This is a genomic window from Rothia sp. HMSC061D12, assembly GCF_001836735.1.
In the GTDB taxonomy this organism is placed as follows: domain Bacteria; phylum Actinomycetota; class Actinomycetes; order Actinomycetales; family Micrococcaceae; genus Rothia.
The window spans coordinates 481274-503951 of record NZ_KV830305.1 but is presented as its reverse complement, the minus strand read 5'-3'; the positions used below and the strand labels follow the sequence as shown (position 1 = coordinate 503951).

The 22678-nt window shown below is 60.7% G+C and carries 20 protein-coding genes; 17 read left to right on the top strand and 3 right to left on the bottom strand.

The window, feature by feature from the left end; translation table 11 throughout:
* The first annotated feature begins 278 nt into the window (after positions 1–278).
* From mihF to rpsT, 12 genes are all read left to right on the top strand, one after another.
* The gene (mihF, locus tag HMPREF2682_RS01945) at positions 279–659 is read left to right on the top strand and encodes an integration host factor, actinobacterial type (protein ID WP_005508715.1); all 381 of its coding nucleotides are present in this window, start codon (positions 279–281) and stop codon (positions 657–659) included.
* Between the two features lie 41 nt (positions 660–700).
* Entirely contained in the window at positions 701–1258 is a 558-nt protein-coding gene (gmk, locus tag HMPREF2682_RS01940; protein ID WP_070830878.1) for a guanylate kinase, read from the top strand.
* Between the two features lie 286 nt (positions 1259–1544).
* Complete coding sequence (gene rpoZ, locus HMPREF2682_RS01935) at positions 1545–2003, top strand: DNA-directed RNA polymerase subunit omega (RefSeq protein WP_044150418.1); 459 nt, start codon at positions 1545–1547, stop codon at positions 2001–2003.
* 31 nt (positions 2004–2034) lie between these two features.
* Positions 2035–3474 carry a bifunctional phosphopantothenoylcysteine decarboxylase/phosphopantothenate synthase gene (locus HMPREF2682_RS01930; protein WP_070830875.1) on the top strand — a complete coding sequence of 480 codons (1440 nt, stop codon included), beginning with the start codon at positions 2035–2037 and terminating at the stop codon, positions 3472–3474.
* Between the two features lie 338 nt (positions 3475–3812).
* Positions 3813–4727: an RNase adapter RapZ gene (gene rapZ / locus HMPREF2682_RS01925; RefSeq protein WP_049362661.1), complete on the top strand. Its 915-nt coding sequence runs from the start codon at positions 3813–3815 to the stop codon at positions 4725–4727.
* Positions 4728–4835: 108 nt separating this feature from the next.
* Positions 4836–5888 (top strand): gluconeogenesis factor YvcK family protein, encoded by a 1053-nt coding sequence (yvcK, locus tag HMPREF2682_RS01920; protein WP_070690807.1) that lies wholly within the window; start codon positions 4836–4838, stop codon positions 5886–5888.
* Positions 5889–6034: 146 nt separating this feature from the next.
* A complete protein-coding gene (whiA, locus tag HMPREF2682_RS01915; RefSeq protein WP_005505961.1) occupies positions 6035–7000 on the top strand; it encodes a DNA-binding protein WhiA in 966 nt (321 codons plus the stop codon).
* Between the two features lie 245 nt (positions 7001–7245).
* A complete protein-coding gene (locus HMPREF2682_RS01910; protein ID WP_070830872.1) occupies positions 7246–8463 on the top strand; it encodes a ComEA family DNA-binding protein in 1218 nt (405 codons plus the stop codon).
* The gene (locus tag HMPREF2682_RS01905; protein WP_246827235.1) at positions 8463–10577 is read left to right on the top strand and encodes a ComEC/Rec2 family competence protein; all 2115 of its coding nucleotides are present in this window, start codon (positions 8463–8465) and stop codon (positions 10575–10577) included. Before HMPREF2682_RS01910 ends, HMPREF2682_RS01905 begins: the two co-directional genes overlap by 1 nt.
* Positions 10578–10774: 197 nt before the next feature.
* Complete coding sequence (gene holA / locus HMPREF2682_RS01900) at positions 10775–11809, top strand: DNA polymerase III subunit delta (protein WP_070830869.1); 1035 nt, start codon at positions 10775–10777, stop codon at positions 11807–11809.
* Positions 11810–11824: 15 nt separating this feature from the next.
* Entirely contained in the window at positions 11825–12472 is a 648-nt protein-coding gene (locus HMPREF2682_RS01895) for a type II toxin-antitoxin system PemK/MazF family toxin (RefSeq protein WP_070830866.1), read from the top strand.
* A gap of 261 nt (positions 12473–12733) precedes the next feature.
* The gene (rpsT, locus tag HMPREF2682_RS01890) at positions 12734–12997 is read left to right on the top strand and encodes a 30S ribosomal protein S20 (protein WP_005505969.1); all 264 of its coding nucleotides are present in this window, start codon (positions 12734–12736) and stop codon (positions 12995–12997) included.
* A gap of 285 nt (positions 12998–13282) precedes the next feature.
* On the opposite strand, the gene HMPREF2682_RS01885 is transcribed toward rpsT, so the two are convergent.
* Positions 13283–13840 carry a hypothetical protein gene (locus HMPREF2682_RS01885; protein WP_070830863.1) on the bottom strand — a complete coding sequence of 186 codons (558 nt, stop codon included), beginning with the start codon at positions 13838–13840 and terminating at the stop codon, positions 13283–13285.
* 314 nt (positions 13841–14154) lie between these two features.
* On the opposite strand from HMPREF2682_RS01885, the gene HMPREF2682_RS01880 reads away from it, so the two are divergent.
* The 4 genes from HMPREF2682_RS01880 to hemW all read left to right on the top strand — a co-directional run bounded on the left by HMPREF2682_RS01880 (position 14155) and on the right by hemW (position 19059).
* Positions 14155–14490 (top strand): hypothetical protein, encoded by a 336-nt coding sequence (locus tag HMPREF2682_RS01880; protein WP_070830859.1) that lies wholly within the window; start codon positions 14155–14157, stop codon positions 14488–14490.
* Between the two features lie 108 nt (positions 14491–14598).
* The gene (locus HMPREF2682_RS01875) at positions 14599–15621 is read left to right on the top strand and encodes a PAC2 family protein (protein WP_070830856.1); all 1023 of its coding nucleotides are present in this window, start codon (positions 14599–14601) and stop codon (positions 15619–15621) included.
* Between the two features lie 96 nt (positions 15622–15717).
* Positions 15718–17559, top strand: coding sequence for a translation elongation factor 4 (lepA, locus tag HMPREF2682_RS01870; protein WP_371440900.1), 1842 nt, complete (start codon positions 15718–15720; stop codon positions 17557–17559).
* 213 nt (positions 17560–17772) lie between these two features.
* Positions 17773–19059, top strand: coding sequence for a radical SAM family heme chaperone HemW (gene hemW, locus HMPREF2682_RS01865; RefSeq protein ID WP_070830853.1), 1287 nt, complete (start codon positions 17773–17775; stop codon positions 19057–19059).
* 658 nt (positions 19060–19717) lie between these two features.
* Here the strand turns inward: hemW and HMPREF2682_RS01860 are convergent.
* Complete coding sequence (locus HMPREF2682_RS01860) at positions 19718–20137, bottom strand: DUF4870 domain-containing protein (protein ID WP_044150421.1); 420 nt, start codon at positions 20135–20137, stop codon at positions 19718–19720.
* Between the two features lie 263 nt (positions 20138–20400).
* Positions 20401–21270, bottom strand: a complete 870-nt coding sequence (locus HMPREF2682_RS01855) for a DUF3097 domain-containing protein (protein WP_049353068.1) — start codon at positions 21268–21270, stop codon at positions 20401–20403.
* Positions 21271–21499: 229 nt separating this feature from the next.
* Here HMPREF2682_RS01855 and dnaJ point away from each other — a divergent pair, with 229 nt between their 5' ends.
* Positions 21500–22636: a molecular chaperone DnaJ gene (gene dnaJ, locus HMPREF2682_RS01850; RefSeq protein ID WP_049349589.1), complete on the top strand. Its 1137-nt coding sequence runs from the start codon at positions 21500–21502 to the stop codon at positions 22634–22636.
* The last annotated feature ends 42 nt before the right edge of the window (positions 22637–22678 follow it).

The following is a 22678-nucleotide window of genomic DNA, read 5'->3' as shown; positions in this document are numbered from 1 at the left end:
TAATTTTGCCGCCGTGCACTCGCGCCGATGCGAGTTTGCTCACCTCTGTAGTGGGGGAGTGTGCCTGCTCTATGAGGTGCGTGCGTGGCTCCACTTTTGATAGGGCGAATACTCCGCTATGCTATAGGGGTACTCCCTGATATTTACGTGCTGACGTGCGTAGACGCATTGTTGGTGCGAGGGTGAGTGCCGCGGGTGGAACGAGGGTTCTTGCGCTATCCGTGTTACATTAGTTGATAAGTAAAATTCTATAACTCGCAGAAATGGGGGACCCAACCATGCCGCTGACTCCGCTAACTGAGGATGCGCGCGCCTCCGCCCGCGAGAAGGCAGTACTTGCCCGAGCACACCGCCAGGAAATTAAGCGTGCACTGAGTGAACGCGAACTTTCCGTGCGTCAGGTGCTCGATATGGTCGATTCCGACCCTGCACTGGCTAAAATGCCGGTGGGGCAGATGCTGCGCGCACTTCCGGGCATTGGTGCCGTTCGAGCTGAACGCATCATTGAAGAACTTCATATTGCACCGACTCGCCGCCTTGGCGGCCTTGGTGTACACCAGCGTCGCAAGATGGTGGAGTACTTCAACCGTAATTCGCGGTATTTGAACCGTGCACGTCGTAAGACTGCTGGTCAGTCTTCCGAGTCTTCTCAGTCCTAATACCTCGTGCCTTCAGCCGATGAAGGCGCAGTAAGGAAGCTATGTCTCAGCCGACTCTCACCGTACTGGCTGGCCCCACTGCTGTTGGCAAGGGTACGGTGTGCCAGTACATTCGTGAGAACTACCCGAACGTGTGGTTCTCTGTTTCCGCTACCACTCGTGATTCTCGCCCCGGTGAGGTTGACGGTACTCACTACTATTTCGTTTCGATGGAAGAGTTTGACCAGATGATTGCTGACGGTCAGATGCTTGAGTACGCTGTGGTACACGGTAAGAACAAGTACGGTACTCCGCGCGCTAAGGTCCAGGAGGCTCTGGATGCTGGCCGCCCGGTGATCCTTGAGATTGACCTGCAGGGTGCTCGCCAGATTCGCGAGACCATGCCTGATGCTCGCCTGATTTTCTTGGCTCCTCCGAGCTGGGATGAGCTGGTGTCGCGTCTGGTGGGTCGAGGTACCGAGAGTGAGCAGGAGCAAGCTCGTCGCCTTGAAACCGCGAAGGTTGAGTTGGCTGCTGAGAAGGAATTTGACGTCACGGTCGTCAACGACTCTGTTGAGCGTGCAGCGAAGGAGATTGCTGAGCTGATTGGCGCCGCCTAATCTGCATGCTTTGCGTTTGCGGTGGGGTTAGAGTTTCTTCCGACCTGTAGTTCTGCCGTGAGGCGTTGTGAAAGGTGGGGGTTTCGAAGAGTTTTCTTCGGGCCCCCACCTTTTTGGCTGTGCTGACAGCTTTTGTCCAGGCTGGTACGTGCGTTTTAGCCGTTGAGAGGGTAGAATAGTTCTTTAGTTTTGACCGTGCCCTCAGTGTGCCCGGTTTGCGCCATAGCGCGAACGGTGTGCGGGGGCGTTCGGTACGTACATTCCATCAAGCTATTTGGAGTTTTTAGTGGCAAACGAAATCAAGGAACACGAGGACTACAACTTCGTTGACGGTGTCGCTCCCGAGGGCATCGTGAGCCCCAGCGCTGACGCGCTGATTGAGAAGGCGGAGTCCAAGTACGGCCTGGTGATTTTCGGTGCCCGCCGTGCACGCCAGATTAACGCGTACTACGCTAACCTGCAGGACAATACTGCTGCGCACGTTGGCCCGCTGGTTGACGCTGAGTCGAACGAGAAGTCCCTGTCAGTGGCAATGCGTGAAATCATTGCTGACCGTGTTGTGGCGGAGCACCGCCCGGACGCAAAGTTCGACGAGGACGGCTACCCGATTCCCGAGGATCTGTCCGCTGTGATTGATTTCAGCGCGGCTGAGTTCTCTGGCGCTATCGAGGAGGAGTACATCCCCGCAGGTAGCGAAGAGGTTATTGCTATCGAAGAGGTTATCCTCGACGAGTCCGCTGAGTAATCTGCTTTTTACAAGGATTCTTTGACGTACCATGCGCATTATCGTTGGTATTGGAGGGGGCATTGCTGCGTATAAGGCGGCGATGCTCCTTCGTCTTTTTGCGAAGAATGGCGACGAGGTGATCGCCATGCCCACCCCGAACGCGACGAAGTTCGTGGGTGTTCCTACTCTGGAGGCGCTGAGCGGCAACCCCGTCTCAACGGACGTGTTTGACCGTGTACCGGAGGTGAACCACGTGCGTCAGGCCGAGCAGGCTGACGCTGTGGTGGTTGCCCCGGCGACCGCTGATTTGCTGGCTCGTTTGGCGGCTGGTCGTGCGGATGATTTGCTGTCCTCTACGGTGTTGACGACGCACGCCCCGGTGATTTTGGCGCCGGCGATGCACACCCAGATGTGGGAGCATCCGGCGACTCAGGCGAATGTGCAGACGCTGCGTTCGTGGGGTTATCACGTGATTGAGCCTGCGATTGGGCGTTTGACGGGCCCGGATTCTGGTCCGGGTCGCATGCCTGAGCCGGAGGATATTTTCGCGGTGGCGCTGGATGTGATTGCGCGCTTCCCGAAGGGGCAGGTGCACCCGGTGTACACGCCCGGTTACGCGCCGACTGAGCCCCTGTACACGGGTACGGAGCAGGAGCGTATGGCGGCGGCACGTGCGGCGACGCTGACTTCGGCATTGCTGGAGCAGGTTGATTCGGGCAAGTCTGAGCCTGGTCAGGGTGAACATAGCCAGGCAACTGGCGCATCCGAATCGCTGCGTGGTCCTCTGGCAGGTCGCCTCGTGGTCATTACCGCTGGCGGCACCCGTGAGGCGCTGGACCCGGTCCGTTTCCTCGGCAACCGTTCGACCGGCAAGCAGGGTGTGGCGCTCGCGGAGGCGGCACGTGACTTGGGTGCGACCGTGCACCTGATTGGTGCGAACCTTGAGGTTCCGGTGCCGGAGGGCGTGCAGGTGACCCGCGTGGTGAGCGCCCTGGAGCTGCGTGAGGCGACCCTGGAGGCGAGCGCGGCGGCGGATGTGCTGATTATGTCCGCGGCGGTGGCTGATTTTAGGCCTGCCGAGTTTGCCGAGTTCAAGATTAAGAAGAGCGCCGATTCTGAGGACGCGCCGGTGATTCAGCTAGTGCGTAACCCGGATATCCTGCGTGAGGTTGTGGTTCGCCGCCAGCAGGCTCGTGAGGCGGGGGAGAACACCCTCGGTCCGAAGCTCATTGTTGGTTTTGCGGCGGAGACCGGCTCGGCGGAGAAGACCCCGCTGGAGCTGGGCCGTGAGAAGCTGCAGCGTAAGGGCACGGATTTCTTGGCGGTCAATACGGTGGGTGTGAATCGTGGTTTCGGCACGGACGATAACACGATTACGCTGCTGTCGACTCTGGTTGATGAGGCGCCGGTGTTCTCCGGTTCGAAGAAGGAGCTGTCGGTGCGCCTGCTGGAGCATGTGGCGGCTTTCCTGCCTGAGCTTTCTGCCTAAGAATCCTGGCGCGAGAGTCCTAGCGCGTCCGCGTAGCTACTCAGCTGGTGCGCGCTCGCTTACGTATCTTCAAAGCCCGTGCGGTACCTCCTGGGAGGTGCCGTGCGGGCTTTGCTGTACCCTGCGTGACCCTGCCGCCCGCCTCCTTCTGTAGACCCCTTGGAGAGGATTATCCGCAGGGATATGTGACCCCGCTTTCTTTCTCTCCGGCTTCCGCCGGGAGAGCGGTTTTTATTTCTGTCATAGTGGTGAAATTTCTGACCGTACCCCTGAACCGTCAGATAAAGGTCTTGTATCATGGCATAGAGAGTATTTCGCGTCGAAGGGGAAGAAGCACCATGCCCGAGAATCAGAGCAAGCCCGCCACGGTACAGCCCGCCCAGAGTGAGGAGCGTCCTCAGATTCTGGTCATTACCGGTATTTCTGGTGCAGGCCGCAGCACTGTCGCAAATGTGCTGGAGGATGAGGGCTGGTACGTTATCGACAACATCCCGCCGCAGATGCTCGGTTCCCTGGCTGAACTGGTGACCCGCGACGGTGCACGAGTGCCGAAGGTGGCGCTCGGTATTGACGTTCGCGCCCGCGCCCTGTTCTCCGATCTGCCCGCAGCGATTGAGACTCTGCGCAAGTCCGATATTGACTTCTCCATGCTCTTCCTTGACGCCAAGGACGAGACCATCATTGCCCGCTACGAGGCTCAGCGCCGCCCGCACCCGCTGCAGGGTGAGGGTCGCGTCCTCGACGGCATCCGCGCTGAGCGCACTCTCTTTGAGGGCCTGCGCCTCGCTTCTGACCGCACCATTGACACCACCGGCATGAACGTTCACGAGCTGGCTCGTACCGTGCGTGAAATGTTCGCTGAGGGTGCGGATAAGAAGCTGAACCTGACCGTGATGAGCTTTGGCTTCAAGTACGGTGCACCTTCGGACGCCAACTACATGGCTGATATGCGTTTCATCCCGAACCCGCACTGGGTTCCGGAGCTGCGCCCCCTGACCGGTCAGGACGCCCCGGTGCGTGATTACGTGCTGGAGCACGCCGGCACCGAGGAGTTCATCAGCAACTACCTTGCGGCTCTTCGCCCCGTGCTTGAGGGCTACCGCCGTGAGGGTAAGTACTACGCCACCATCGCAATTGGCTGCACCGGTGGTAAGCATCGTTCCGTGGCTGTGACGGAGGAACTGGCTCGTCGTCTCTCTGCTTTCGGTGAGCTGAACGTGAATGTTCAGCACCGTGACAAGGGCCGCGAGTAAGTTTTTCCCGGCGCGTCCCAACCACCGCGCCGTGTTTCATTAGCCGCCGTCCGGCCCCGCACCCGTGGGGCCGGCATACCATTCCTTCCGGGTATGTGAGGTATTACTATGTCCACCCATTCGACCAGTTATGACACTCAGGGTATTCCGCGCCTGCCGGCTCTGCCGACTCAGGCGTTGCGCCTGTTGAAGACCACGCACCGTTCGCCGAAGGTCACGGCGATGGGCGGTGGCCACGGGCTGTACGGTTCCCTGTCTGCGCTTCGCCACGTCACGCCTGATTTGACGGCTGTTGTGACGGTTGCTGACGATGGCGGTTCGTCGGGTCGTTTGCGTGAGGAGATGGGTATTCTCCCTCCGGGGGACTTGCGTATGGCGCTTTCTGCGCTGTGTGATGACACCGATTGGGGTCGCACGTGGCGTGATGTGATGCAGCATCGTTTTAGCGCGCCCGAGGGGTACGAGGGCGAGTTCCCGCTGGATTATCACGCGCTCGGTAACCTGCTGATTGCTACTCTCTGGCAGCTGCTGGATGACCCGGTTGCGGGTCTGGACTGGGCGGGTGCGCTGCTGAATGCGCGCGGCCGCGTGCTGCCGATGGCGTTGGATCCGATGGTCATTTACGGCACCGTGCTGCGTGAGCATAACGGCGGCGGTATTGAGCGCGTGAAGGTGGTCGGCCAGGTGAACCTCTCTAAGGAGGAGCGCGTTCACGATATCGGTTTGACCCCTGAGAATGCTCGCCCCTGCCCGGAGGCGCTCTCCGCTATTGAAGAATCGGACTGGATTGTTTTGGGTCCGGGTTCTTGGCGTACGTCGGTTCTGCCGCATCTGCTGTTGGACGCTCAGCGTGAGGCGATTATCCGCACGGAGGCGCGCCGCTGCGTGGTCATGAACCTTTCCGACGATAAGGAGACGGTCGGCTTCACCCCGGCAACGCACTTGGATTTGTTGCGCCAGTATGCCCCGAAGCTTCACCTTGACGCGGTGATTGCTGACGCTGACATGCAGGCTGATCACCGTTCCGAGCTGGAGCGTGAGGCTTCCGCAATGGGCGCGAAGGTTGTGTGGGCGCATCTGCGTTCGTCCGCTCAGCCGAATGTGCACGACCCGCTGAAGCTTGCGGCCGCGTATAACGAAGCGTTTGAGCTGAGCGCATAGCGCTTCGGCTGGCGCATCCTAACGCTCAATCCTCACCGGCTTGCTTCACCGCGTATCTGCGGTGTGAGTCCGGTTGTTGCGCGCGCCTCTCCCGCATTTCCCCGAATTTATAGACTCTTAGACACTACGCCCAGAAGGACCTGTTCATGGCATTAACCACGCTCGTCAAGGACGAACTTGCCAACTACGAGGCAACGAAAGTCTCTGCACGTAAGGCAGAAATCTCTACGATTCTGCGTTTTACCGGAGGTCTGCACATTGTCTCGGGGCGAATCGTGGTGGAGTCTGAGGTCGACCACGAGGCAACCGCCCACCGCATGCGCCGCACCATCGCGGAGATTTACGGCCACGACTCCGAGCTGACCAGCGTCAGCGGTGGTGGTCTGCGTCGAGGCGGCAGGTACATCGTGCGCGTGGATCACGGCGGTGAGGCGCTGGCTCGCCAGACCGGTCTGCTGGATTTGCGCGGCCGCCCGGTGCGTGGCCTGCCGCCGGCCGTGGTGAACGGTTCCCTGCAGGATGCCGAAGCGGTCATGCGCGGTGCGTTCCTGGCGCACGGTTCGCTGACTGAGCCGGGTCGTTCCTCCTCGCTGGAGATTACCTGCCCCGGCCCGGAGGCGGCGCTCGCGCTGGTGGGTGCGGCTCGTCGCCTGGACATTATCGCGAAGGCGCGCGAGGTGCGCGGTACCGACCGCGTGGTGGTCCGTGACGGCGAGACGATTTCGCAGCTGCTGGAGCGCATGGGCGCGACCGGCACCCTGACCACGTGGCGTGAGGCGCGCACCCGCAAGGAGGTTCGTGCGACCGCGAACCGTCTGGCGAATTTTGATGACGCGAACCTGCGCCGTAGCGCGCAGGCGGCTGTTGCGGCGAGCGCCCGCGTGGAGCGTGCCCTGCAGATTCTGGGTCATGAGGCGCCGGATCACCTGCGTTATGCCGGTGAGCTGCGTGTGCTGCATAAGCACGCTTCGCTGGATGAGTTGGGTCGTCTGGCTGATCCGCCGATGACGAAGGACGCGATTGCGGGCCGTATTCGCCGTCTGTTGGTGATGGCTGATAAGCGTGCTTCGGAGCTGGGCGTTCCGGGTACTGAGCTGCCGCGTGAGGACTAGGCAAGGGCTAGATTCTGGTCTTGCGCGGGGCTGACTGCCCGTGTGGCTAGGCATGTGTCTGCGCGTGTGGCTGAGGTGTTTGTGACGGTTTTATGACAACCCCGACCCCGCCGTTTTTAAACAAAAACCGCATATTTTTCAAAAATGAGCCTGTGGATGGCTCCTTTCTCGTTGCGAGAGGGGAGTTATCCACAGGTTCTTTGTTTGCGCTCGTGCGTTCGCGCGCGTGAGCCTAGGGTAGGGGTATGACGAGCATGACCCCCAACCACGAGCAGAACCACCTGCAGAGCCTGAGCCCTGAACAGGACAACGGTGCTGTGCAAGACAACGTATCCCAGCAGAGCGGCGCGCAGCGTAGCGCCCGCTCCCTGATGAACAGCCTCTACCGCAGCCCGCGCGCCCGCAAGAACGGTGCGCCGGATGCCGAGGACACCGTGCCGCTGGCTATCGCCGCTGAGGTAACGCCCGAAGATGCTGAGGCGCCGCAGGGCGAGTCCTCAGACGTTGATTTTGCGCAGCCTGAAGTTTCGCAGTCTGAAACTTCTCAGCCCAAGGCTAACCAGCCCGCACCTACCAGTCAGCCCGCGGCATCCCACCCGGAGTCGAACGGCTGGTCTGATTGGGATCAGCAGCCCGACTGGAATGAGGTGGACGACTGGGCGGAGTGGGAGCAGGCTGATCAGCCCGGCACCACCCGCAGTACCCGTTGGGGTTTGTCGCCGCGCGTGCTGCTTCTGGTGGCGGTGCTGGCGTTGGTTGCCGTGGTGTGGGGTGCGACCCAGTTTTCGGCGGCGCCGCGTGCCGAGCAGCTTGCCTCTCCGAGTGCTCCCGCCGAGTCGGTGCAGGCGGTGGGTGCCCAGCAGAGCCCCGGTGCCCAATCCACTGCCCAGCCGAGCGCTAACCCGAGTGAATCTGCGCAGGGTGGTGCCTCCGGTGAGGCTACCGTGCGGGTGCACGTGGCGGGTGCCGTAAACAACCCCGGCGTGTACACCCTGCCCGCGCAGGGCCGCGCCGTGGATGCGATTGCCGCTGCCTCCGGTGCCGCCGCGGATGCTGACCTGGACCGCGTGAACCTTGCCGGTGCGCTCAGTGACGGGGTGCAGATTTATGTGCCGCATCGCGGTGAAACGGCTGCCCCGGCACAGATTCAGCCCAACGGTGGCACGGCAAATGTGGGTCAGGGTAATACCGCGCAGAGTGGCGCGGCTCAGAATAATGCCCCTCAGCCTGCACGCACGCTGACCGCTTCGGGAAGCGCGCAGAAGGGCTCAACCCCGGTGAACATTAACACCGCCACCGCCGAGGAATTGCAGAGCTTGCCGCGTATTGGCCCGGCGATGGCTCAGCGCATTATTGCCTGGCGTGAGGCGCACGGCGGCTTCCGCAGCGTGGATGAGCTGGATGCGGTGCCCGGTATCGGCCCATCCATGCTGGAGAACCTGCGCCCGCTGGTGACGGTCTAATGCTTGCGTGGAACCGCCGGGATCCTGCACCGCAGGGGCGCCCTTCGCGGGGCAAGCGGGTATCTTCGCGAAAGCCCGCCGCACTGCAAAAACTCAGTACACCTCAAAAACTCAGCGCACCGCGCAAGCCCACGGGGCAACTAGGGGAGCGGGAGCTCTTTCCCGGCTCCTCGCGCCTCACCCGGCGCCTCACCCGGTCCGCGGCTGCGGCGTATGACCGTGCCCGCTACCGCTGGAGCATCGGCGCTGAACGGTGGCGTACCCGCCGTGATGAGCAGGAACTGCGCGCCCAGGGAAGCCTCATTCACCTGGACCTTCGCCTGAGTTTCACGGTGCTGGCGCTGTGGGCTTTTACCGCGGCGGCGCTGACCGTGGGCACGTGGCGGGTGGTGCATCCGCTGGCGTGCGTGCTTATTGCCTTGCTGGGGTGCCTGGCGATTCTGCTGTTCTTTCCGCCGCGTGCGGTGATGCCCTACAGCCTGCTGTTTCGCACGACCGGTCAGCTGGTTTTCCTGGCGTGTATTGTCACGGTTCAGGCGGTGCTTTTGTGCGCTACGGGGGTGGATGTATCCCGCGCCACGCTACAGCAGGCGCAGGGTGCTTCGCTTCGTCTGAATGGCACGGTGGAGCAGGTTCGCCGCGTGGATTCGCGCACTACTCTGGTGGTTATTAAGCTGGAGGAAATTCAGGGGCGGAGCGTGCGTGCGCTGGTGAATGAGCGGGTGCGCGTGTACCGGCGTGACGGTTCGGCGAAGAGCGCCGCGCAGCGTCTGGAGGCACGTTCGGCGGCTAAGCACCAGGGGAGCGGTACCGCGCGCTCGCAGGCAATTTATCCGGGTATGAAGGTGACCGCCCTCGGTACGGTGGAATTCAACGGTTCCACGGCGAAGCTGAGCGGCGCAACTATTTTTCCTGCGCCCGCCTCCGGTGCCGGATCGAACGCTACCGACCAGACGGCGGAGGAGCCGTATCTGTCCACGCTCAAGGAGCAGCTGCGCACCCGCGCCCTGGACACCCTCGGCACGGAGTCGGCGGCACTGGTTTTGGGTACCGCCTACGGGGATGATTCGCTGATGAGTTCCACCGCGCGGGAGGACTATAAGCTCAGCGGGCTCAGCCATATTACGGCGGTGTCCGGGGCGAATATTGCCATTGTGTTTTTGGGTGCGTACCGGCTGGTGTTGGCTATTCGCCCGTACCGCTTCGCCAGCGCGTACCTGCTGTTCCGCTCGTGGAGGCAGCGGCTGCGGGGGATAAGCGCGGCTCATTCTCGCCGCCCCGTCCAGCCCCATCAACCTACCCCGCCAAACGCTCACGCCCTGCCGCCGCTCGTGCACCGGCTGAGCACCCTCGCCATTCCGCACCGCGTCATGGTGCTGTGCGGGGTTACGGCGGTGCTCGCCTACGCCATGCTGCTGGACTCTGAGGGTTCCGTGATTCGTTCCCTCGCCATGGGTCTGCTCGGTGCTTACGCGATGCTGCGCGGTTCGGGTCGCCAGTCTTTGGCGGCGCTTCAAACCACGGTGCTGATGTGTCTGCTTGCCGCCCCGCACCTCGCCGTGGATATGGGGTTCGCCCTGTCGGTGACGGCAACCTCCGCGCTGATTCTGCTGGGCCCGCCGCTGATTCGTCTGCTCATGCGCGTCATGCCGGTGTTCTGCGCGGAAATGCTCGCCACGCCGATTGTGGCGTCCCTGTGGTGCACCCCGCTGATTTTGGCGATGAGCGGTAAGGTGCCGCTCTACTCGGTTCCGGCGAACCTGATTGCGGCTCCTTTGGCGCCGCTGAGTATGCTCGCCGGGCTGGCGGCGCTCGGATTCATGCTCCTGGGTCTGCCCACTGCGGCGGATCTGTGCCTGCGTGCCGGTGGCCTTGCCTCGCAGGGCATCGAGTGGGCGGCACACACTGCCGCGCACGCGCCGGGTAACCCCTGGGAGCCAGGTTCGAGTGTCCCGGCGGTGGTGTGTAGCGCCCTCTGCGTGCTGGCGTTGAGCGTTGCCCTGTGGTGGGTGGATGCGCGCCGCTACCGCGCGGTCACACACCGGCAGTATTTGCGGGTGGTACCGCACACCGCGCCCTCCCATCAGCGCCCCAATCAGCCCGCCCGTTCCTGACCGACTAACCCTGGGTATCTAACCGCAAGCATCTACCTCTGACCGACTGACCCTGACCAACTAACCCTAACCAACGCTAGGAGGCATCTGAGAAGAAAACGCTATGATGGATACTCAAGACTCTACCCGCGCAGCACCCCCGTGCGCAGCGGGGCCGAGTTCAGCCCGTACCCTGCAGATAAAGGCGAGTGATAAGCGTGTCCGAGCGTAAGCGTTCAACCCAGCGTGGTGGTTCCCGAGGCTACGCCCGCCGAGGCGGCCCCGCCCTCGACACCGCGTGGCGTACCGTCACCCCGGCACCCGCCGTCATGCTCTACGGCCCGGAGGAGTACTTCGCCTCCCGCGCTGCGGCGCGCCTGCGTGAGTTGTTCCGCAGCATCCACCCGGAGGTGGACCGCGTTCAGATTAACGCCGCCACCTACACGGCGGGGGAGCTGATCCTGCACGCTTCGCCCTCCCTGTTCGGTTCGGCGAAGATCATTGAGGTTGAGAACGTAGCCTCCATGAGCGACGAGTTTTTGACCGATACGCTCGCCTACCTGAACGCCCCCGAGCCGGACATCATGCTCATTCTGAACCACTCGGGCGGTAACCGCGGCAAGAAGCTCATCGACCTGGTGCGCTCCCAGTTCGTGCTCATTAACTGCAAGGCGCTCAAGACCGACCGTGAGAAGAGCGAGTTCTTGGCGGGAGAATTTGCCGCCGCTCAGCGCCCCATTACCGGTGGCGCTCTGGCGTTGCTGACTGCCTCCGCCTCCGACACTGCGGAGCTTGCCGCCGCATGCCAGCAGCTGCTCTCAGACGTACCCGGCGAAATCACCGAGGAGGCGGTGAACCGCTACTACGGCGGCCGCACCGAAGTCACCGCATTCCGCGTCAGTGACGCCGCGATTTCCGGTAACGCCCCGGAGGCTCTGCGTCTGCTCCGCCATTCCCTTGCCACCGGCACGGAGCCGATTCCGATGTTGGGTGCGCTCGCCATGCGCATCCGCAATATTGCGCGCGTGCACCACGTGCGCATGAGCGCTAACGAGCTGGCGCGTGAGGTGGGTATGGCGCCGTGGCAGGTTGAGCAGGCTCAGCGTGACGGGCGCCGTTTTACCGGCGCCCAGTTGGCGCATATTGTGCAGCTTCTGGCTGATGCTGACGCCCAGCTGAAGGGCGAGTCGCAGGACGCCGTGTATGCGGTGGAGCAGGCTGTTTTGGCGATTGCTCTACCTCCGCGCCTGTAGTGCATAATAGAGCCCATGCTCGAAATTCTGAAGAAAATTTTCTTTGCCCTGCTGCCCTTCCTGCAGAAGGCGGCAGAGGATGCCCTCAACGACGCTACTGCGTCTAAGGGCGGCTCCGAGTCCTCCCAGAAGAGTGAATCCCGCAAGGATGAATCTCGTCAGCGTGAGGCTCGTACCTCCGGCTCTTCGGCGCCTAAGCCGAGCGCCCCGAAGTCTTCCTCAGCACCTAAGCCTTCCGCACCGGCTTCGACCGTCGCATCCGACGGTTCGGATTACCCGGGCGATTACCGCGACATGATCAACTTTGAGTACTCGCCCTCCCTGGATGGCGACGCTGACCCGGGTGAAATCGTGTGGACGTGGGTTCCCTTCGAGGAGGACCACTCGCAGGGTAAGGATCGCCCGGTGCTTCTGGTGGGTCGTGACGGTGAGTACCTGCTGGCGCTCATGATGACCAGCAAGGATCACAATAACCGTGAGCACGCTGACCCGAACTACCTTGATATTGGTTCGGGTCCGTGGGATCCGCAGGGCCGCGCTTCTGAGGTGAAGCTGAACCGTGTGATTCGTGTTCGCCCGGATTCGATGCGCCGTGAGGGTGCGATTATGCCGGAGGATACGTTCCGCCTGATTGAGCGTGCGTGGACTCGCCGTAACGGCTAACGTCCTGCGCCGGTAGTTTCACCGGCGACCGGCGCCAATCGTCTGCGCCGGATGTGGAGGCTGCGTGTAGTGGTTTTCACAGTATTTTTCTCTCCGCGAGGGTCTGTCGTGGAGGCTGTTCATCTGGTATTATGTGTGGTTGAGTGTCCGATGGTCATCGGGCACTGCTGGCCGGTTGCCATAGGCATCCCCACGCCGCTCAGTCGATGATCGGCCAGCGTCGCCCTCACCGACCAATAAGACAAAACAGAAAGTTTAATTGTGGCTAACATTAAGTCTCAGAAGAAGCGTATCCTCACCAACGAGAAGGCTCGCCTGCGCAACAACATTGTAAAGTCCGAGCTGAAGACCGCGACCCGCAAGGTCAAGGCTGCTGTTGAGGCACAGAACCAGGAAGCTGCTGTTGAGGCTCTGCGTTTTGTGAACCGTAAGCTGGACAAGGCTGTTTCCAAGGGTGTTCTGCACAAGAAGACCGCTGCAAACAAGAAGTCCGGTCTTGCTGCGCTGGTAAACAAGGCTTTCTAAAACTTGCGGGGTACCTAAGTACCTCTCTGGTTTAAGGGCAGAGACCCCCTGCGTTCCCCCTCCTCTAAGGGGAACGCAGGGGGTCTCTTTTTGCCCGAATCGTTTATTGTGGGTGTTTACCCGTTATAAAGTTGTGAGTAAATTGTGACCAATTTATGCACAGACGATGTTCTTCGAACTATGCCTAGTTATCGTGAGGCACAACTAAAGTAAAGGGGTTTTTCAGGAGGACCATTACCGGTTTTGACCTTATGCTGATAAGGACAGAGTAATGATGCATTTGACCTACTGATTCGAATAACGAATCGGGACGTAGACGATGTCATCCCGCCCATCAATTTGAAGCTCCAGGTTGGTAACGTTAGCCATATGGCTCAGTGTGACTCTGACCTCCTCGCCGGACCTCAATACACCAGGAATACTTGGGCAATGGCACATTTTAAACCTGTTGGCGTTCGCTACTTTAAGAATCTTGATAGGGGCATTAGTGACATTACGTAGCTTAAACCAATTAGCTCCTTCATGCGTCAGTTCAAGCTCAGGCCGCCATAGGCTGGATGCAATATCTGACATCTGCTCGAGTAATTCCTCCGCTTGCCGGGATCGTTCCTCTGCCGCTTTACGCGCCAGTTCAGCCTGGTTAGCCTGTTCTTCTGCAGCCTTTGCAGAACGCTTAGCCGCATCACGCATGTCTAGAGCTGCTTTGTGGGCCTCATCTGCCTTTGCCTTGGCCTCCTTAGAGCCAAGGGCTTGACGCCACGTAATATAGGCTAAAATTGCCGAAACGATAGCCCCAAGTGCTGATACACCAGCAAAAAGATTTCCTATACCTTGTGAATCCATACCAGCTATCTTAACCCGCCCTACCCTGTTACGGGGACACACCATGACAGGACACAGGGTAATAGGCGAAAGCCTAAACGCAACTGCGGGTGAGTGATGTGTTCGCATCTGGTGACTCGTTACTGAATTTTTACACCCAGATTCGGGGAGGCGCCCGCCCGGTGACCAAACCACTTGCGGGTCGCGTGGAAGCCCGTATAGTGGGAACTATCGGCGGTACCACACACTACCCGCGCCTATCAGAGCGCCCTAAGCGGCGTTGCACATAGCGCCGATGTGGGTACATATTTTTGCATATTATCAGGAGGTTTCCCATGAGTAGCGAGATCGCAGAAGAAGCTTACGATTATCGTGAAGACCCTGAGTATTGGCGTGCTCCGTTCGATTTTACGAAGCCCCTGTTTGATGTAAATACTCCGGAGGGGTGGATGCGTGCTGAGTTGAGAGGGCGTTTTTTCAATGCTCCGGTGGCACGCCCCGGTGCCGAATATGAGTGGGGTCTGGCAGAGATTAAGCGTAGGAACGAAGCTAAGGAATTCCCCTTCAAATATAGCGAAGTAACCAGCTTGTATCGTGAGAAGGTAGCTAATGGTGAGTTGCCGGATGTTTATGCTGGCACTCCATACGATTTGGCGCTTCTGCCTTTCTAACATAGTTTCCCTTTCCGTCCGGGGTTTTGGGCGGCATAACCGAATATAGAACATATTTTTTACAACACCACCCACCACACAACCACCGACCACGAGCTAAGGACAACGATGAGCCAGCCGAACTTCCCTCCCGCCCGACTCTTTGACGCTTTCGCCAAGCCTGCCTCCACAGAACAGCCCGCGAAGAAGGGCCTGCTCGGCAAGCTAGGCCTGGGCGAATCCTCCGAGGAGGACAACTACACGACCGTCATGCTGGTCGGTTTCAACTCCGTGAAAGAACCCCCGGGCAACGGTGAGGACGCCCTCGACGTGATTCACCGCGCGTTCGACCCGTGCGATGAGAGCCCCGGCTTCGACATGGACGACTTCTACGACTATGCTTCCGTCGCCCCGCAGCTGCAGAACAGCGACGACTCCGAATCCACGGTTCTGGTGTGGCCCAAGATGTTCTACAACATGGTCACCATCCCGGAGCGCCGCCTGCGCCTGCTCGTGGTGACCGGCCCCGCACCCAGTCTGTGCCTGCAGCGGTTCATGACCCGCTTCTTCAAGTACGTGAAGAAGCTCCACGTGGACCACGCAATCTTCGTTGAGACCTTTGAGGATCAGGTGGCGCACACCCGCCCGTACCCGTACACGCTGACCACTTACGACGAGAAGCTGGCGGCAATCCCCGGTATTCTGCACGAGTACTTCACCGGTTCTACCTCGGTGACGATGGCAATGTCTGCGCTCGCCGCCGAGCACGGCCTGTCTTCCTCGGTCATGCTGCGTATGAGCATCCCGGGGTATCTGAGCTTTGACCAGCAGAACCCGCGCGCGGTCGTGAGCCTCATCGAGGCGCTGGAGGTCATCCTCGGTATCAAGGTCGAGTCGGAGGAGTACGACCGCCTGCGCACCCACGCTGATGAGTGGGAGGCGGAGCTCGCCGAAGAAATGGCGAAGGACTACGAGAAGGTTGAGCTGGTGCGTGAGATTGAGCAGAAGATGGATTCGACTCTGCGCACTGTCTCCGGCGAGGTGATTGCTGAGGATATTGAGGGCTACCTGGATTCCCTCAGTGGCGCATCCGAGGGTGAAAACCCTGCAGATGGTGGTGTGGATTCCGGGGAGGATTCTTCGGAACGCTAGGTCCGTTCGCACATATGGCGCGGGTATGGGAAAATGATAGGTAACTATGCCCATACCCGCAGCCAGCATCTCGAAAGGATGATGTGATTGGCACCCATGTCGAAGAACCCGCCCGTTCCGGCGGCGACCGACCCCGCGATTATTCGCAACTTCTGCATTATCGCCCACATTGACCACGGTAAGTCCACCCTCGCAGACCGTATGCTGCAGGCCACCGGCGTGGTTGCCCCGCGCGATATGAAGGCGCAGTACCTGGACCGCATGGACATTGAGCGTGAACGCGGCATCACCATTAAGTCTCAGGCTGTGCGCATGCCCTGGGATGTTGACGGCACCTCCTACGCGCTGAACATGATTGACACCCCCGGCCACGTGGACTTCACCTACGAGGTGTCCCGCTCCCTGGCCGCGTGTGAGGGTGCGCTTCTGCTCGTGGACGCCGCCCAGGGCATTGAGGCTCAGACCCTGGCGAACCTGTACCTGGCGATGGAGAATGACCTGACCATCATCCCGGTGCTGAACAAGATTGACCTGCCCGCGGCTCAACCCGATAAGTACGCTGAGGAGCTGGCAAACCTGATTGGTTGCGAGCCGGACGAGGTTCTGCGCGTATCGGGTAAGACCGGTGAGGGTGTTGAGGCTCTGCTGGACCGTATTGTGGAGGCGATTCCCGCCCCGCAGGGTGACGCATCCGCCCCGGCGCGTGCCATGATTTTTGACTCGGTGTACGACTCCTACCGCGGTGTGGTCACCTACGTGCGTGTTGTGGACGGTAGCCTGCAGCCGCGCCAGAAGATTAAGATGATGTCCACCGGCGCTGAGCACGACCTGCTCGAAATCGGCGTGATTTCCCCTGAGCCTGTGCCCTCGAAGGGCCTGGGCGTGGGCGAGGTGGGTTACCTCATCACCGGCGTGAAGGACGTCCGTCAGTCCCGTGTGGGTGATACCGTCACCTCCGCCGCCAAGCCCGCCGAGGAGTCCCTGGGCGGTTACGAGGACCCCAAGCCGATGGTGTTCTCCGGCCTGTTCCCGATTGACGGTTCGGACTACCCGGCGCTGCGTGACGCGCTGGATAAGCTGAAGCTTAACGATGCCGCACTGATTTACGAGCCGGAGACTTCTGCCGCTCTGGGCTTCGGTTTCCGCTGTGGCTTCCTGGGTCTGCTGCACCTTGAGATTGTGCGTGAGCGCCTGGAACGCGAGTTCAACCTGGACCTGATTTCGACCGCGCCGAACGTTATTTACGACGTGGTGGACGAGGCTGGCAACGCTAAGCGCGTGACCAACCCGAGTGAATTCCCCGAGGGTAAGGTCGCGACGATTCGCGAGCCCATGGTGGCGTGTACGATTATTGCCCCGAGCGAGTACATTGGCGCGATTATGGAGCTGTGCCAGGCTCGCCGCGGCCAGATTGGCGGCATGGATTACCTCTCCGAGGATCGTGTGGAGATGCGTTACCGCCTGCCCCTGGCAGAGATCGTGTTCGACTTCTTCGATCAGCTGAAGTCCCGCACCCGCGGTTACGCGTCGCTGGACTGGAAGTTCGACGGCGAGGAAGAGGCAGACCTGGTGAAGGTCGACATCCTGCTGCAGGGTGAGAAGGTGGATGCGTTCAGCGCTATTACTCACCGCGATAAGGCGTACTCGTACGGCCTGATGATGACTTCTAAGCTGCGTGAGCTGATTCCTCGCCAGCAGTTTGAGGTGCCGATTCAGGCGGCTATCGGTTCGCGTATTATTGCCCGCGAGAATATCCGCGCGATGCGTAAGGACGTTCTGTCCAAGTGTTACGGTGGCGATATTTCGCGTAAGCGTAAGCTGCTGGAGAAGCAGAAGGAAGGCAAGAAGCGCATGAAGATGGTCGGTCGTGTGGAAGTCCCGCAGGAGGCCTTCATCGCGGCGCTGTCTTCGAGCGAGGAGAAGGAAAAGAAGAAGTAGCCTTTCGCTGCTGTAGCTTTTCCGGCTGTGTGCTGACCTGTTGATTGTGGAGAACCCGGCTGGTGCCTCGTGTACCGCCGGGTTCTCTGCACGCTGTCTGTTGATACTACCCGTCCGTTGATGCCATCCGCCTGCTGATACTACCCGCGTAGCCGCATGCGCGGTGCCCATATTTGATCCCCCCGACCTCTACACCTAGTTCCAGGAGGCAGAATGCCCGCCCAACCCACCGGCGACCCCGCACCCCGCGACGGGCGCATCCCCGCCACCAGCGCGGCAGGATGCGAAACCCGCGACTTCAGCCTCTACGTACACATCCCCTTCTGCTCCGTACGCTGCGGCTACTGCGACTTCAACACCTACGCCACCGAAGACTTCGGCGACGGCATCGGCCTCGGCACCTACGCCGACGACGCTATCGCAGAAATCCTCTTCGCCGCCCGCACCCTCGAAGCATCCGGCATCGCAAAACGCCCCATGTACACCGTCTTCTTCGGAGGCGGCACCCCCACCAAACTGCCCGCCCGCGACCTCGTACGCATCCTACAGGCAGCCATCGACGTATTCGGCCTCGTCGAAGGGGCAGAAGTCACCACCGAAGCGAACCCCGACTCCGTCACCCGCGAAGACCTGCAGACCCTCAAGGACGGCGGCTTCACCCGCGTCTCCTTCGGCATGCAGTCCGTCGTCCCCGAGGTGCTACAGGTACTCGACCGCACCCACACGCCGTCGAACGTACCGAAGGTCGTCGCCTGGGCTAAGGAGGTCGGCCTGCAGGTGTCCGTGGACCTGATTTACGGTTCGCCGGGGGAGAGCCTGCACCAGTGGGAGCGCAGTGTTCGCGCCGCAATCTCATACGAACCCGACCACATTTCCGCGTACTCGCTCATTGTAGAGGACGGCACCAAGCTCGCCGCACAGATCCGCCGCGGCGAATACACCATGCCCGACGAAGACCTCATGGCGGACATGTACCTGCTCGCCGAGGAGCTACTCACCGAAGCCGGATACAACTGGTATGAGGTCTCCAACTACTCGCGTAGCGAGGACACCCGCAGTGACCACAACCTCGCCTACTGGCGCAACCAGGACTGGTGGGGCATCGGCCCCGGCGCGCACTCGCACGTGAACGGTACCCGCTGGTGGAACGTGAAGCACCCGGTGCCGTACGCGCAGAAGGTGCGTGCGGGGGAGTCCCCGGCGGCGGCACGTGAGGTGCTGGACACCGCCACTCGTGCTTTTGAGACGATTATGCTCATGATCCGTGTGCGTGAGGGCTTGGCGATGCGCGAGCTGCTCGCCGTGCACGATGAGGCGCAGCTGGGCGCCTCCCTGCGCTGGCTGGTTTCTCAAGCTTTGATTGAGCCTGATGCTTTGAATTCTCAAGCTGAACCTGACCCTGAAGCTCACGTGTGCCTGACCCTCAAGGGCCGCCTGCTGGGCGATGCGGTCACCCGCGAGCTGCTCCCGGAGGTCTCGGAAGAGCACGAGGAGCACTAAGAAGCATTGGCCTGACAAGGGGCTTTTCAATCGGGGCGGCGTTCCGGTTCTGGTCTGTCGCAGCTCCACTTGATGCTTTTCTCTAACGCTGCCTGCGAATGGCGTGCACCCCGGTATTGCCGTAATATTTCGGTGATTTCGGGGTGTTTTTGCGGGTCTCAAAAAACTTTTAAAAAAATTTTTTGGGGCTATTTGGAGGGACTTTGGGGGAGCATCACACCTTACACCGGTGTGCTAATTGTTCGCATTTGTGCTGGACTAGCCGAAAGAATTTTCCACTCCTTCATGCCACTTTTAGAGTGCGTATTTTTCGATTACTTTCCCGAGAAAAAATTTTCCAAAACACCCAATTTCAAGTTGTGGTTGAAGGTTACGCTGTGCCATAATAGGTCATGGCAGGACGGTATATGTCTAACAGCGTGTTCTCGTCTTTGCTGAAGTTGAGTGAATACGGTTGTGGGCTCCTGGTAACAGGGGCCCACGATCGTTTAACAACGATTATCTACAGCACCATTCGGTAGAGTTTGCAGTAATTCACGCGCACAGGGTAAAGAAGCCCCACTTAAACGTAGAACGCCCCGCACGTTGTGTGCGGGGCGTTCAAACGTAAAAGCTATCAGCGCGGTTCTGAGACAGCGCGGTTTAGGACCGTCAATTCTTAGGACTCTGCGGATTCTGCGTTCTCGGTGGAGTAGAAGCGGTCCAGCAGGCGCGGGTTAATGCGGTAGCTGTACGGCTCACCGCGGTTCACCTCAATGCCAGCGCGCAGCGACGCAATAGCCATGAACAGCCACACGAGCGCACCCAGAACCATGGCAATGTTGCCCATGCCGGGCAGGAACGACACAACCCACAGCGCCACCAGAGCAATGGAGGGCAGGAGGGTGAAGTTCATTGCCTCGCGAGCTTCCTGCTCCGCGAAGGGCGCGTTATTGCGGCTGACGTAGAAAACCGCAGCGGAAGGGATGATGCCGAGAATGCCGCCGAAATGCGCGAGAGTCGCACGGTTGCGGTCCTGAATCACGCTAATCTTACGGGTTTTCTGAGGCCCGGTTGCCGGGCGAACATCGTTAGTCACGAAAATCCTGGTTCGATAGAAGTTTCTTGTGGTGATCACCTAAGCCGGTGGATATACCCTCCGAAGAGGCAAATCGTTTGAGCGGTGGTGACCTAAGAGTGTAGTGATGTTGCGGCAAAACCCACAGGGGCAATGCCACACGCTCAACTATTGTACCGCTTTAGGGGACAAAACCCACAGGATAATGCCCTCGAGGGAAGGGTTCTGAGCAAATTCACACCTGCGCTCGCAGACGGGGGCGCAATAGCGGGTTTCGGGTGCGGTTAGGCGCCCGGCTCGGTCAGAAAGTCAATGAGCGATTCGACCGGGCCGAGCAGGGTCGGATCCAGGTCTGCGTAGGAGTCAACGCGGGAGAGGATGTGCTTCCACGCCTGCGCCACGTCTGCCTGCGTTTCGTGCGGCTGGCCCAGGCGGCGTAGCGTGCCTTTCTTGAAGTCCTCGCCGCGCGGTACCTGCGGCCACGCCTTCAAACCCAGCACCGACGGCTTGACCGCCTGCCAAATATCGATGAACGGGTGGCCCACAATCTTCACGTGCCCGGCGGCACCCGGCACGGCAAGCGCCTCCGCAACGATGCGCTGCTCCTTCGTTCCCTCAATGAGGTGGTCGACCAGAATACCCAGGCGGCGGCCAGGGCCCGGCGCGAACTCACGAATCGCACCGGCAAGGTCATCCACGCCGTGCAGCGGTTCCACGACAATACCCTCAACGCGCAGATCGTGACCCCAGACCTTCTCGACCAGCTCGGCGTCGTGCAGACCCTCAACCCAGATGCGGGAGGCGCGCGCCACCCGAGCGGGGGCGTTCTTCACCGCAATAGAACCGGAACGAGAAATCGTGCGCTTCGGCTCCTTCGCCGCCACCGGGGCGACAATCTCAACAGGCTCACCCTCAATCAGGTAGCCCGGACCCAGCGGAAAATTCTTCACGCGGCCCTTCGCGTCCTCCAGCCCGAAGAAGAGGGCACCGCCGATGCGTTCAGCCTTCACGACCTCACCCACCCAGCCGTTAATATCCTCAATCAGCAGGCCGCGCTGCAGCGGCACCTTACGCGGAGGCGGCGCCTGGCGGCTCATGCGGGCGGCGTTTAGATCCTGGGCACCCCAGCCGTAGGGGGAGTGGTGGGTACTCAACGTATTCTCCTTCGGGGCAATCTTCGCAGGCGGTAGGGGCACAGATACGGTAGGACTACGGAACCGATTTCAGGGGCACGCGCGCCGCAGATTAAGCGGATAGCGGGAGCGACCCCCATTCAGCCTAGCCATTGTATCGGGTCGGGGGTAGTATCCCCTAGAATTGATACGACCATTGTTGGCGGTGCACTCATCGAGCACCGCCATCGTCTCGAGAGGAAGGAAACGCATGAGCCACTACGATACTCTCGGCGTATCGAAAGACGCCAGCCCCGAAGAGATCAAGAAGGCGTACCGAAAGAAGGCACGCCAGCTGCACCCCGACGTGAACCCCTCCGAGGACGCAGCCGAAGAATTCAAGCGCGTCACCCTCGCCTACGAGGTGCTCTCCGACCCTGAAAAGCGCCGCAACTACGACACCACCGGCGACGAACAGGGTCGCGCAGGCTACCCCGGAGGCGGCGGCTACCCGGGCGGCGGATTCAGCGGCTTCGGCGGTTTCGAGGACCTACTGAACATGTTCACCGGCGGCGCGGCGGGTGCCCGCGGCCCCGCATCCCGCATGCGTCAGGGCCAGGACGACCTGATTACGGTCTCCATCAGCCTGCAGGACGCCGTGTTTGGTGTTGAGAAGACCATTGAGCGTCGCTCCGCCGTGACCTGCAAGTCCTGTAACGGTGAAGGCACCGCAGAGGGCACCCAGCCCGAAACCTGCACCACCTGCTCTGGTCACGGTTTCATGCAGCGCCGCGTGCAGTCCATCCTCGGTACCGTCATGCAGCAGGTCGAATGCCCCGACTGCCACGGCTACGGCACCGTCATCAAGACCCCCTGCCCTGAATGCCACGGTCAGGGCCGCGTACGTGAAGACGTGCCGCTGACCTTCAACGTTCCCGCCGGCGTGCACGACCAGGCGCGTATCCGCCTGCGCGGCAAGGGCGAGGCAGGCCTGTACGGTGGCCCCAACGGCGACCTGTACATTGACCTGAACGTCAAGCGCGACAAGTACTTCAGCCGCGAGGGCGACAACCTGGTCACCACCGTGAATATCCCCATGGTCGCGGCGGCACTGGGCACCACCATCCCGCTGAATACCTTCGATGGCGACCAGGAAGTTGCGATCCCCGCAGGCACTCAGAGCGGTGACGTAATCACCCTCAACGGCCTGGGTGCAACCGTGCTCGGCACCGAGCGTCGCGGCGACCTGCTGGTGCGTATCCAGGTGGTCACCCCCACCGACATGACCGAAGAGCAGCGTGAACTGCTGCGCCAGTTCGCCGCCCTGCGCGGTGAATCCCTCACCGAAGGTTCGCAGGTCAAGCACCGCGGCGGCCTTTTCTCCCGCCTGAAGGACCAGTTCAAGTAGGATCCCTACACCAAGCTGAGGATGCGGCGGGTGCGGTACTCA